13 protein-coding genes are annotated in these 12,778 nt (G+C 42.7%); 6 read left to right on the forward strand and 7 right to left on the reverse strand.

Going from position 1 to position 12,778, the window contains the following annotated elements:
- Positions 1-82: 82 nt before the first annotated feature.
- Positions 83-934 carry a MurR/RpiR family transcriptional regulator gene (locus IAE45_RS06470; protein WP_005228428.1) on the forward strand — a complete coding sequence of 284 codons (852 nt, stop codon included), beginning with the start codon at positions 83-85 and terminating at the stop codon, positions 932-934.
- A 256-nt stretch (positions 935-1,190) separates the two neighbouring features.
- On the opposite strand, the gene IAE45_RS06475 is transcribed toward IAE45_RS06470, so the two are convergent.
- From IAE45_RS06475 to IAE45_RS06485, 3 genes are all read right to left on the reverse strand, one after another.
- Positions 1,191-1,562, reverse strand: a complete 372-nt coding sequence (locus IAE45_RS06475) for a YccF domain-containing protein (protein ID WP_010749951.1) — start codon at positions 1,560-1,562, stop codon at positions 1,191-1,193.
- A gap of 161 nt (positions 1,563-1,723) precedes the next feature.
- Positions 1,724-2,788, reverse strand: coding sequence for a DUF1002 domain-containing protein (locus IAE45_RS06480; RefSeq protein ID WP_008380562.1), 1,065 nt, complete (start codon positions 2,786-2,788; stop codon positions 1,724-1,726).
- A 178-nt stretch (positions 2,789-2,966) separates the two neighbouring features.
- Complete coding sequence (locus IAE45_RS06485) at positions 2,967-3,980, reverse strand: acyltransferase family protein (protein ID WP_200125498.1); 1,014 nt, start codon at positions 3,978-3,980, stop codon at positions 2,967-2,969.
- Positions 3,981-4,212: 232 nt separating this feature from the next.
- Here IAE45_RS06485 and IAE45_RS06490 point away from each other — a divergent pair, with 232 nt between their 5' ends.
- Complete coding sequence (locus IAE45_RS06490; RefSeq protein ID WP_200125500.1) at positions 4,213-5,004, forward strand: helix-turn-helix domain-containing protein; 792 nt, start codon at positions 4,213-4,215, stop codon at positions 5,002-5,004.
- A 48-nt stretch (positions 5,005-5,052) separates the two neighbouring features.
- Here IAE45_RS06490 and IAE45_RS06495 read toward each other — a convergent pair whose 3' ends face one another.
- On the reverse strand, positions 5,053-5,721 hold the full coding sequence (locus tag IAE45_RS06495) for a CPBP family intramembrane glutamic endopeptidase (RefSeq protein ID WP_144771260.1): 669 nt from the start codon (positions 5,719-5,721) through the stop codon (positions 5,053-5,055).
- A 389-nt stretch (positions 5,722-6,110) separates the two neighbouring features.
- On the opposite strand from IAE45_RS06495, the gene IAE45_RS06500 reads away from it, so the two are divergent.
- The 4 genes from IAE45_RS06500 to IAE45_RS06515 all read left to right on the forward strand — a co-directional run bounded on the left by IAE45_RS06500 (position 6,111) and on the right by IAE45_RS06515 (position 9,055).
- Positions 6,111-7,085 carry an ABC transporter ATP-binding protein gene (locus tag IAE45_RS06500; RefSeq protein WP_200125502.1) on the forward strand — a complete coding sequence of 325 codons (975 nt, stop codon included), beginning with the start codon at positions 6,111-6,113 and terminating at the stop codon, positions 7,083-7,085.
- Positions 7,082-7,885, forward strand: a complete 804-nt coding sequence (locus tag IAE45_RS06505) for an ABC transporter permease (protein ID WP_081117894.1) — start codon at positions 7,082-7,084, stop codon at positions 7,883-7,885. The genes IAE45_RS06500 and IAE45_RS06505 overlap by 4 nt, the downstream gene beginning before the upstream one ends.
- 5 nt (positions 7,886-7,890) lie before the next feature.
- Positions 7,891-8,664: an ABC transporter permease gene (locus IAE45_RS06510; protein WP_200125504.1), complete on the forward strand. Its 774-nt coding sequence runs from the start codon at positions 7,891-7,893 to the stop codon at positions 8,662-8,664.
- Between the two features lie 223 nt (positions 8,665-8,887).
- Positions 8,888-9,055, forward strand: a complete 168-nt coding sequence (locus tag IAE45_RS06515) for a hypothetical protein (RefSeq protein WP_005234033.1) — start codon at positions 8,888-8,890, stop codon at positions 9,053-9,055.
- Positions 9,056-9,722: 667 nt separating this feature from the next.
- Here the strand turns inward: IAE45_RS06515 and IAE45_RS06520 are convergent.
- The 3 genes from IAE45_RS06520 to IAE45_RS06530 form a co-directional block, all read right to left on the reverse strand.
- Positions 9,723-9,986, reverse strand: a complete 264-nt coding sequence (locus IAE45_RS06520) for a type B 50S ribosomal protein L31 (RefSeq protein ID WP_005233979.1) — start codon at positions 9,984-9,986, stop codon at positions 9,723-9,725.
- Positions 9,987-10,085: 99 nt separating this feature from the next.
- Positions 10,086-11,381 carry a transcription termination factor Rho gene (gene rho / locus IAE45_RS06525; protein WP_005228301.1) on the reverse strand — a complete coding sequence of 432 codons (1,296 nt, stop codon included), beginning with the start codon at positions 11,379-11,381 and terminating at the stop codon, positions 10,086-10,088.
- Positions 11,382-11,383: 2 nt separating this feature from the next.
- Positions 11,384-12,643, reverse strand: coding sequence for a UDP-N-acetylglucosamine 1-carboxyvinyltransferase (locus IAE45_RS06530; protein WP_074536819.1), 1,260 nt, complete (start codon positions 12,641-12,643; stop codon positions 11,384-11,386).
- Positions 12,644-12,778 lie beyond the last annotated feature (135 nt).

A 12,778-nucleotide genomic window follows, 5' to 3' on the forward strand; every position in this document is an offset into this window, starting at 1 on the left:
ATTTTTATTTGCTTTTTTTCTTTAAAAGAGGTAACGTAACAATACAAAGATAATAATGTTCATATAAAGGAGGTAACCGTCTTTGACTGTTTCGATTCGCCTGCAAATAAAAACGCTTTATAAAGACTTAAGTCTCAAAGAACAAGCGATTGCCGACTACATTTTGGAAAATCCTAGTAAAGTCAGCCACAGTTCAATCAGTGATTTATCCAATGAATTAGGCATCGCTGATTCGACCTTTTTTCAATTCACAAAAAAACTCGGTTACAACGGATTTAAAGACTTCAAAATGGCAATGCTAATGCAGGAAAATGATTTTTCTGCCATTTCGATCCATGAAAATATCCAGAAGTCTGATAATGAATTGACTATGGCTCAAAAAGTATTTGATTCCAATATGACCACATTGACTGATACTAAAAATCTTTTGAAAGAAGAAGATTTAAAGCTTGCTGCTGCAATGATCAATCAATCTAAACGACTTTTTTTCTTCGGCGTTGGTGGTTCAGAGATCGTGGCAACCGATGCCTATCACAAATTTTTGCGCTCGCCGATCACTGTTTTTCACAGCAGTGATTATCACATCCAACTGATGGAGGCTTCATTGTTGACGCCAGATGATTGCGGCATTTTTATCTCTCATACTGGAAAATCAAGAGAAACCATTGAACTAGCTCAAGTTGCCAAAAACAATGGTGCCAAAATTATCGTCATTACTAGCCATGCTGCTTCCCCTTTAGCCAAACTCGGCGACGTGGTTTTCATCTCTATTTCCGAAGAAACTGAGTTTCGCTCAGAGGCATTGGCATCTAGAATCGCTCAACTGAGCATCATGGATTCCCTCTATGTCATCTTAATGTTTATTAATCGAGACAAAGCGCAACAATCGATTGCCAAAATTCGGCGCTCCATTTCAAAAATCAAAGAACCCTGAGAAGGGAAGAAAAAAACTTAACATTTTTCTGTGTTTCGCTAAATCTTTTGTGAATCACAGTTGATATGCAAAAAAACTTGTGCTTTTTTCTGTACTCTTCTTTGGTTTCTTATCAACTTTTTCAGTTCTGAAATTCAACTGCGGTGAGCCTGCCAAAAATCTTGTCCCTTACTCTTGCTGATGGTCGCAAAAAAACCACATCACAAAGCTATCCGCTCTGTAATGTGGTTTTTTAAGACTCTTTTTTTTTGGTAAATCAATAACGACTAGACACAATCTCTGCTCCAAAGGGCATCAACGCTAAGCGCGCCATTTTCAATGATTGCGCCGCAAATGGAATGCCGATGATCGTGATGGCTAGAATGACTGCGCTAGCTAAATGTCCTAAAGCCAGTGGTATACCAGAAAAAATCAACCATAAAATATTTAGAATCACGGACACGCCACCGCCACGGTAAACGATGTCTTTCCCAAATGGTGCGAGTGACAAAGTCGCAAACTTAAAACATTGCAGACCAATGGGAATGCCGATGATGGTGATACACCATAAACACCCAGCCAAAAACCATGAGATCGCACCAATCAAGCCGCCAAAGACAAACCAAATCACGTTGCCTAAAAAATTCATCTGATTGCCCTCCTTCTTTTTTAATAAAGACTGCTCCTGTTTTAGCAAAGAAAGCAGGGGACATCGTTAGAACTCAGACATGCGCTATCGTCTGGTGCTCCTTCCCCTGCGCGCTTCTCTTTTTTCTTAATACGAGCGAAATGTGTTATTTTGTAAAATGCTTATTGCCCAGAATCAACCGTTGATTCGCTGCTATTGTTGGACTCATTTGAGTCATTGCCGAAGACACCGGTGATCGAAGACCAGATGCCGCTAAAGAAGCTCTTGATATTTTCCCAAAGGCCCTTAGAGGTTTCTTCGATTTGCTTGCGGGCTTCTGACAGATCCAATTCTTTGATGAAGTCATCGAAGATATTGTTGTCTCGCATGTCGCTCATTAAAGAGGTCAATTCAGAAATTTGATTTTCCGTAACGATTCCTTCAAGTCCATTATCCTTCAAGGCTTTTTCTACTGTCTCTTGAATGTCTGCTTGGGTTAATTCCGTACCGTCTGCGGTTTGAGCAGCCAAATCGGTTTTCGCTTGTTCTTGCGCTGCATTCAATGCTTCATCGGAATAGCCTTCTTTGTCTTTGTTCTCTTCGGTGATCGTCGAAAGCACATCCATCTCATCTTGAGCTACAGCTACTCGATTCTGATTGATGACGCCGCCTGATTCTTCAACGATTTTGTATACCCCAGCTAAAGCTCCGGAACCGTCGATCGGTACGGCAGAAGCAACCGTTAACTTCGCATCAGTGATCCCTGCCGTCAGCGCTGCATTTTGGTACTGGGCTGCAGTGATGCGGGTAATGTTATCTGGTGTCGCGATATCGACAGTGATTCCTGCCCCGCTTTCTAGCGTCTGCATTCTGACCGAGCTATAGACCGCCCAATCTGCGGTAAAGCCGCCATCGGGAATGTATTTCATCAAGTCATTACCGTTTGTCGTATAGATCGGTGTTTCGCCTTGGATGCCTAAGCGCTCAAGTGTGTAGTCTTCTTGTGCTTTCGTCAAGGCATTTCCGATCGCCACAGCATTGACTTGCAAACGATCTGAACTGCTGTCAGAGGTACTTGTTTGACTGTCGGTAGTGGCTGTCGTTGCGGTAGAACTGCTTGTTGCAGTGGAACTGCTCGTCGTTGAATTGGTTTCGTCAGCAAAAACTTGTGGTGCTGCTAATAAAACTTGGCTAGATACCAAGAGAGTCGCTAAAATCATCGCTGGTTTTCGAGTCTGTTTTTTCATCACTATATCCTCCAAGTGTTGCTCTCTTTTTTCAGGGATTTTCCCCTCCTACTGCTGTTATTGTACTATAGGTTTTCTTGCAAAGCCTACGTCTAGGGTCTGAAATGAAGAAAAACTTAGAACTCTGCTGCTATTAAAAAAAGGTGTAACTTGGTTTTATCCTTGGTGCAGCAATACTTTAGGCGTTTTTCTTTTCATCAACTGTTTTTTTAGCAAACCCAACCGCATAGGATTTTAAACTTCTGCCCACTTTCCTCAAGCCGAGAAAGACTCCCGTTAAAACTATCGTATAAAAGAACAACGGAAACCCTCCTAGTGAAAAAAAGACTTTCCCGGATTCCAGAAACAGCGGGTGACTCAGAAAGATCAATCGACTAGCCTCAGCTGCTTGTTTTGCTTGCCAAGTCCGCTTTTGTGGTTGCTGCTTGATCAGCCAAGCAAGGAAAAAAAGAGTCGTCGGCACAAAGAACAGCATGAAATTCTTATCGTCCCCCTGATTGAGATACACCTGTCGACCTTCAATGCCTAATAAACAAAGAGAGACCGCGAATTTTCTGCCAAGATGCTTCGTGAAAAAAGGACGTTTCTGGTGTTCACCTAAACAAAACCCGCACAGCAAAAAAAGAAACCCATAAAAAAGACCGTTTCTCGTTGTAAAAAATAGGGTCCGATAATTTTGATAAAATACCAATAAAGGTCCACTTAAATAACTGCTGTACGTTTCAAGACAGCCAATCACATACAAACTGATCGCCAGTAAAAACTGCCGCCGATAGCCAAGAAAGCGAGTTTTTCGTACTAACCACATGCCAAAGAGCAACGCTGGAAAATACCAAAGATGGTACCAGACCCCTACTGTAAAAAAGCCAGTAGCCAAACCGATGACCCGTAATGAATCAGCAAGATTTTGCTGCCCTAAATAAAACCAGCCTAAGGGAAGATACACGATCGACCAACGCAAGTAAAGCTTGAGTTGTCGTTTGCACCATTGCTGCCATGAACAGGTACTCTTTTGAAAAAAATAGCCATTCAGCAGCAGAAAAAAAGGAACCGCCAAACGACATAAGAGACTCTTTAACAAAAAATGAAGCCCGTTGTTTTCTGCCAGTCGGCCACAATGAACGAGAATCACCAATAAGGAAGCGATGAATTGGATGTAGCCAATTGGAACCATAGGTTGTTTTGTCTTCATTCAATCGTTTCTCCTTTCTCCGTCAAATTTGATCAAACATACTTCACTCTACTGGTCCTTTCTTTTTGTGACCAGCACGGAAAGCTTCCAAGATAGAAAGGCAGCGCAACAAGTAGAAACATTGATAAATAAAGATGTTACCCTTTGTTGCATCGCTAATTTCATAGATCCTCGTTCGCATAGAAAAGAGTTTGCTATAATATAAGAAGAATGATGGAGGCAAAACAGACACATGGATATTGGGAAAATTATCAAAGAAGAACGCACCAAACGAAATCTCACACAAGAACAATTGGCGCAGGAATTTTTTGTCACTCGGCAACTGATTTCAAAATGGGAAAACGGCAAGAGCTATCCTGATCTAGACCAAGTAGTCAAGCTGAGCAGCTATTTTGAATTGACCTTGGACTATTTATTAAAAGAAGATCAGCAGATGGTGCAAGAACTTAATCTGACCACCCACCGCAAACGAATTGGCCTCGTATTGATCGCCCTTTTGACTATTCTCAGTATTAGCTTAAGTACGATTTTGTTGGCAGCATTTTGGATCGATCCAGTCTTTTTTACAAAAGAAGACCTAAAGATCACTTCTATAAAAAAGTATCGCTTGCCTGCCACTGAGATAACGAATCAGGCAACCGGACAAGTGATTCAACTGCCTGAAGATACGGAATACTTGATCACTTATACGATCGATCGGCCGCTGGTAAAAACGGATCGTCTGTCGGGTTATAAAGAATACAGCAGCGAAAATGCCAGCCAATTAACGGCTTTGGGTCATCGCGGTTTTCATTTTGGCGCGCAAACAAGCAAAATCGTCATTCGCAGCAATCGCGAAGACAATTTAGCTGCACCAGAATTAAATGCAGGCAAGGATCTTTATCTTCGTAATATGAATAAAGCGCGCGTCTATCAAAAATCTGCAGCAGGTGCCGCATTTTCTATCGAAGATGAAGGCGACCTCCTCTTTACTGCAGAAGAACTGGCGCAATTGCCCTTTGAACAAGGACAGCTGCCAGAGTAAACAAAAACCACCGAATCGCTTTGATTTGGTGGTTTTTTGCTGACTTTCTTATCCTAGCAAGATCATTGCGATCGCCGCCAAGGCGTTGTTGAGAAAATGCATGGCGATGGCTGTTTCTAAGCGCTTAGTTTTTACATAAATCAGCGCCATGATCAATCCCATAGCACCGTAAATCAGAAACTCGACCAGATTAGTGACGGAATGGATGATACTAAAAGCCGCCACACTTGAGATGATCCCGACTATCGGGTATTTCTTGAATAAAAGGCCGATGAATCCGCCACGGAAAACGATCTCTTCCATGATTGGCGCCGCCACGGCAATCAATAGAAAGATCAAAAGCGGATTTTCGCCTGTAAACAGTTCCCCTAACACTGCATCATTGGCGGTCGCTTCTTGATCGGAAATATGCTGCAGATACATGGTACCACCAACAGCAATAACTCGTCCTAAAACAAAGCCACCGATGATCCATAACCAGTTGCGCTTCGTTGACCAGCCAAAGTCAAAGGTGGCAAGTCCTAGCTTCCGAGCCAAATACATCATCAGGCCAATGTTTGCCAAAAGTAAGGCAATCAATCCGTAGCTCATCATCGCAGGAATCCTCGGCTCTCCGGCTTCCAAATAATAGATTTTTACCACACTGAATACGGTCATCCCTACTTGACTAAGTAAGAATAAGCCAATCAAAATAAATAAGTTCTTTACTGCTTTCATGCTCTCCTCCTTTTTTCTCATTGCATTTTGCAGGATTGGGTTACGACAAATCATGACACAGCTCATCACTTGGTTCCCCATATATCCAGAAGCAAGCCGCTATCGGCTTGTTTCTAATGATACTGAGTTTCTTCAGTTTTTACAACAAATAAAAAATAAAAACAGTTATTTTGCGTATTTTATCCAATAAACCACGTTTTTTCTTTTGCTGCTCGCAAAAAATATAAGTAATATTTGAAAAAAACGCTCTCTTATGCTACACTGTTCCTACTTTTGTTTGGCTGACGAACCGCTGCCCCAACCATGTTCGTTTGGACCAACTCGTTGCGAGTATTCGATTTCGAATGCTCTTTTTGTCGCGTTTGTCAAAAGAAAGTGAGTGAATCCAAATGATCCAAGTAGAACACCTCAGCAAGACCTTCCAAGTATCCAAGCGAAAAAGCGGCTTTCGCCAAGCAGCCAAAGCCTTTCTTTCTCGTGAAACCACCACCGTCCATGCATTGCAAGACATCAGCTTTACCATCAATGAGGGCGAAATGGTTGGCTACATCGGGCCTAATGGTGCTGGAAAAAGTACCACCATCAAAATCATGTGTGGGATTTTGACCCCTGATCAAGGCGTTTGTCACATCAATGGTCGTACCCCTTGGCAAGAACGTATCCAACATGTCAAAGACATCGGCGTCGTCTTCGGTCAGCGCAGTCAACTTTGGTGGGATGTCCCCGTCAATGACAGCTTTGATTTGATCCGTGATATCTACAAAGTTGACGCTGCTAGTTATCAGCGCAACCTAGAAGAATTAGTCACCTTACTAGATTTAGGTGAGATCTTAAAAACCCCTGCTCGGTCCTTGAGTCTCGGTCAGCGTATGCGTTGTGAGATCGCCGTCTCCTTACTCCATGACCCAAAAATCTTATTTCTTGATGAACCCACCATCGGTTTAGATGCTGTATCAAAAATTGCTGTGCGTCAGTTCATCAAAAAAAGAAACCAAGAAAAAGGCACCACAGTCATCCTGACGACCCACGATATGCAAGATATCGAGGCGCTGACACAACGAATTCTGTTGATCGGCAAAGGGCAAATTTTGCTGGATGGTCGCCTCGATGAACTAAAGCATCGTTTTTCTGATGTCAAAACGCTGGAGATCGACTATCAAGGGAAGGAGCCCCATCTGCCAGAAAATGTCCAGCTGCTTCAAAAAGACGTTGGTCGCCTGGTTCTGAAGCTTAATCCCAAAGAAGTGTCAGTCGCTCAGCTCCTCAGTCTGCTCAGCAATCAAGTCGAGATCACCGATTTGGCCGTTGCCAGTATCACCGCCGAAGAAATGGTCGCCAAGCTGTATCAGGAGTATCAAATATGAGGAAATATCAGGCATTTTTCCGCATTCGCTTTATCAATACCTTGCAATACCGCTCGGCGGCGATTGCCGGGATGGCTACACAACTAGCTTGGGGCTTGATGGAAATTCTGGCATTCCACGCCTTTTACCAAGCAGATCCTAGTGCCTTTCCCATGACCTTTCAACAAACCGTCTCCTATGTTTGGCTCCAGCAAGCCTTCTTATCCTTATTTATGTTGTGGTTCTTTGAGGCAGAAATTTTCGATACCATCACCACAGGGTCGATCGCCTACGAACTTGTGCGGCCGATGGATCTATACAATCGCTGGTTTTGCCAGTCGGCTGCCAATCGCTTAGCAAAAGCCCTCTTGCGTTGCGGACCAATTTTTGTGATTGCCTTTTTACTGCCAGCCCCTTATCGCTTGATTCTGCCAACAAACGTTGCTGCCCTGTTCTTGTTTCTTTTGTCGATGGTGCTGAGTTTAGGTGTAGTGATTGCTATGTCACAGTTGGTCTACATCTCGACTTTTTATACATTATCCTCCATCGGTGTGCGGATCGTCATCAGCTCCATCGGTGAATTTTTAGCTGGCGGGGTCATTCCTCTGCCTTTCTTTCCGCAGCCTTTTCGCCAATTCGTGGAACTATTGCCTTTTGCTTCCATGCAAAACGTCCCGCTGCGAATTTACAACGGGGATCTGACTGGCTTTGCGCTTGTTTCCGCATTGCTCTTACAAGCGTTTTGGCTCGTACTTTTGATCGTGATCGGAAAAATTTGGCTGCAGCAGGCACTCAAGCGTGTCGTTGTGCAAGGAGGTTAAGGAATATGGTTTATTGGCACTATTTTTGTATTCATATCAAAAGTCAGATGCAGTATAAAGTTTCCTTTGTGTTAACTGCTTTGGGACAATTTCTAGGTTCCTTTACTGCTTTTTTAGGCATTTGGTTTATGTTTACCCGTTTTCATCAAGTGGATGGCTTTACCTTTGAGGAAGTCCTGCTTTCCTTTGCGACGGTTTTGTTTGCCTTTTCGATTGCGGAATGCTTCTTTCGCGGGTTCGATCTTTTTCCACAAATGATCAGTAATGGCGAGTTCGATCGGGCACTCGTGCGTCCCCGCTCCTTGATCTTTCAAGTCTTAGCTTCCAAAATGGAGTTCTCGCGTCTCGGTCGTTTTATTCAAGCCTTGCTGTTGTTTGCTTATGCGATTCCCAATAGTGGAATTGCTTGGCATTTTGGAAGTGTCCTGACTCTTTTTCTAATGATCGTCTGCGGCGCCCTCTTTTTCGCCCTATTGTTCTTAGTGTATGCCGCCATTTCCTTCTTTACGATCCAAGGGCTTGAATTTATGAATATTTTTACCGATGGTGCCCGCGAGTTTGGCCGCTACCCCTTCAGTATCTACGGAAAACACGTCTTGCGTTTGTTGACCTACGTCGTGCCGATGGCTTGGTTTCAGTATTATCCGTTTTTGTATGTCATTGGTCGCGTAACTAATCCTTGGTGGATCTTATCGCCGTTGGTTTGTCTGCTCTTTGCCTTTCCCGCCTTCTTCTTTTGGCGAGTAGGTTTGAAGAATTATATTTCTACGGGTTCATAGAACAAGCAAGAAGCCCTTTTAGACATCAATCATTGAAGACGCATCCTCTAATGATTGATGCTCTTTTTCTTTTCGATAATTGTAAAATTGCTCAGTCGCTTTTTTATTTGAGCAATCACGTCCCTGATACACTGTAAATATTTATCCCCTTAAAGACAAAAACTGGCTAGGAAAAGCAAGCAATCTCTGGTAAGATAAATAAAAACGTAAAAGAGGACCAGTTATGGAATATTTAGCGATTTTACTTGTTTTCTTTCTATTGAATGTAGTGATACTTGTACTAGGATTGAAGAAGAAACGGATCATGCTGCTTTTTCTGTCACTCTCTGGTTTATTGTTGGTTTGTTTGATTGCCATTTCTTACGTTTTCTTCTATTCAAATACACTTTAAATTTCAAAAATATGTTCTTTTCTATGGAACACATCCATAAGCTTATACTTTTTGCCGGCATCTGATCCATAGAAAATGGCCAAAATGAACACACAAAAACCAGAACTTCTTATAAGAGTTCTGGTTTTTGTGAGGTATAGAGTCCTCTTGATCTATTAAGATCTTCAGATTTTGTTCTTAACTTTGCTATCCTTATCACAGCTACACGGTAAACTCTATTGACTCTCATTATTGCTTTTGTCGATTACCTGCTTCTCATTATCCAGTTGTCATTTTCTTTTAGAGAAGTCATAGTAATCACTTGTACTGTCTTTACACCCCTCGCTATTTCACATTACATCTTCTCTTCTTTTTCAAATGAAGTCACCTATTTTTTGAATAAATTCGCTCATGCCTCTTATATCGTTATATGTAAAATCAATGCTTCTATTGTTGATCAACAAAACAGATTAAAATAACTGTACAAAACCGATGGGTCAATCAACAAACTATCGCTAGATGATCGTCACATTCTTTTTTATCTTTTGAGATTCTAACTTAATCAGAATTAAGTGAAGCTATCTCATGTTTGACTACCTCAATTAAGCAGATAAAAAAACAAAAAAGGTTTCCCTCGTAAAGGGAAACCTCAGAAATGTTATCGAAACAACATTTGCAGTTATTTGTCTTATTCTGCAGCGTTTGTGTCTTTGAGACCGTATTTTTTGTTGAAACGGTCCACACGTCCGTCTGCTTGTGTGAATTTTTGACGTCCAGTGTAGAATGGATGTGAATCAGAAGTTACTTCGACACGGATCAATGGATACGTGTTGCCGTCTTCCCACTCAACAGTTTCTTGAGAATTCTTTGTAGAACCTGATAAGAATTTGAAACCAGTAGTTGAGTCCATGAATACAACTGGATGATAATCTGGATGGATATCTTGTTTCATTTCTTCTTCTCTCCTTTGCCCTGGCTCATTTGCTTCACCAGAGTTGATTTGTCGATTTTACAACATGACTATCTTACCATGTTTGGTTTTTAGATGCAATTATCTTTTTATATTTCTTTTTTGCCGTTTGTCTCCGAAATGGACATCATGAAAAGCCGCTAAAAACTCTTCATTGTTCTTCGTTTTACGCAAGAATTGAATGAATTGTTCTGTGAACTCCAAGGAATCCCCCAACATGTTGTTGCGTAAGCGCCAGGTTTCTTCCAATTGCTCGCTGCTCATCAGCAATTCCTCTTTACGGGTACCAGATTTCTTGATGTCGATCGCAGGGAAGATCCGACGTTCTGCTAAGCTGCGAGAAAGCTGCAGCTCCATATTGCCGGTTCCTTTAAACTCTTCATAGATCACATCATCCATGCGGCTGCCGGTATCCACCAGTGCGGTGGCAAGAATCGTCAAACTGCCGCCTTCTTCAATATTGCGGGCAGCACCAAAGAATTTCTTTGGTTTGTACAAAGCAGCTGGATCGATCCCGCCGCTTAGTGTGCGTCCGCTTGGCGGTACCACTAAGTTGTAGGCTCTTGCCAAACGAGTGATACTATCCATCAAAATCACGACATCACGCTTGTCTTCTACCAAACGCATCGCCCGTTCTAGTACCAATTCAGAAACACGGGTATGATTGCTAGGCTGCAGGTCAAAGGTTGAAGAAACAACATCGCCTTTGACACTGCGTTCCAGATCAGTCACTTCTTCTGGGCGCTCGTCGATCAAAAGAACGATCAATTCCACCTCAGGATAGTTGTCAGTGATCCCATTGGCAATTTCTTTCAAGATACTGGTTTTCCCAGCTTTAGGCGGAGCAACGATCAGTCCCCGTTGTCCAAAACCCACTGGCGACAGCATGTCGATCATCCGCGTAGAAAGGCGTCCTGACGTTGTTTCTAATTTTAAATGACGATTCGGATAAAGCGGCGTCAGCGCTGGAAAATGCGGACGCTCTTTGGCATCTTCTGGATCTTTGCCATTAACAGACTCAACGTGCATCAATCCATAATAGCGCTCAGATTCCTTGGGCGGGCGCGCCTTACCGGCGACTTTATCACCATTACGCAAACTAAACCGACGAATCTGTGACGAAGAAATATAGATATCTTCTGCACTCGGTCCGTAGTTGATTGGGCGTAAAAAACCGTAGCCTTCTTGGCCTACGATATCCAAGATTCCTTCCATATAAAAGAAGCCTTGTTTTTCCGCCTGCGCCCGTATCACAGCCAATGACAATTCTTTTTTATTCATCTGGCTGTAATAAGGAATTCGAAACTCTTTGGCAAAGGTGTAGATCTCTTTTAAGGTTTTGTTTTCCAACTCTGCCATCGTAAGATAATCGCTCATAATTACTCCTCTATCATTTGAATATCAGCTCCAAGAGCCGTTAGTTTTTCGATGATATGATCATAGCCGCGCAAAATATACTCGACATTAAAGACGCTGGTCGTGCCAGTCGCCATCAATCCGGCAATGACAAGACAAGCTCCTGCTCGCAAATCAGAAGCGACAACTTCTGCTCCGTGCAATTGGCTCGGCCCGCTAACAAAAATCATGTTGCCTTCTGTCGTTGCTTGTGCGCCCATCCGTGCTAATTCAGGAATATGGTTGACCCGTTTGGCGTAAATCGTGTCCATAATCTCCGATGTTCCGTTTGCTTTTAGCAATAATGGTGTGATCGGCTGTTGCAGGTCTGTGGCAAATCCTGGATAAGGATAAGTTTTCACAGTCGCTGGTTTCAAGTCTTTTGAGGGATGCACATAGATTTCATCTTCGCTGATATCCATTCGCACGCCGATTTCTTCCAATTTCGCAATGTAGCTTTCTAGATGCTCATAAATCACATTTTTGACAGTAATGCCTTCCCCCGCTGCTGCGGCTAAAGAAAGGTAGGTTCCTGCTTCGATCCGATCTGGAATGATGGAATGACGACAACCGTGCAATTCTTCCACGCCTTCGATACGAATTTCATTGGTACCTGCACCTCTGATTTTCGCTCCCATATTATTTAAAAGGGTCGCAACATCAATGATCTCAGGTTCTCGTGCGGCATTTTCAATGATCGTTTTGCCTTTGGCTTTTACTGCTGCCAGCATCACATTGATGGTTGCTCCGATGGAGACCATATCTAGGAAGATCCGTTCGCCAGCCAAGCCTTCTTCTTCGGTACGCAAGTACATGGCACCATGTTCGTTGGTGACTTTTGCCCCAAGTGCTTCGAAGCCTTTAATATGCAAATCGATTGGTCGCGGGCCTAAGAAGCAGCCGCCAGGCAATCCAACGACGCCTTCACCAAACTTCGCCAACAAGGCCCCCATGAAATAGTAAGAAGCTCGTAGACTGTTGATTTTTCCGTTAGGCATCGGGATCGAAACGATGTTTGTCGGATCGATCTCTAGCGTATTGTTTTCAAAATGGGTCTTCACACCCATGATTTCGATAATCTCAATTAATGAGTGCACATCTTGGATGTCAGGCACTCCTTCTAAAATGACCGGTGAATCAGCTAAGATCGCTGCCGGGATCAATGCGACTGCACTGTTTTTTGCGCCGCTAATGGTGACTTCACCTTTTAAGGGACGATTGCCGTTGATGACAATTTTTTTCATGGAATTCCACCTATACTCTTTTTTTAATTTATGTGTATCATTCCAATTTTAGCACAAATCCCTCAAAGAAAAAAGATGCAGGATATTTTTGATCCCCACATCAAAAATATTTTCTTGGAAAACAAAAAAACTCTT

The sequence above is a fragment of the Enterococcus sp. S53 genome (assembly GCF_016516865.1).
Classification (GTDB): domain Bacteria; phylum Bacillota; class Bacilli; order Lactobacillales; family Enterococcaceae; genus Enterococcus_D; species Enterococcus_D innesii.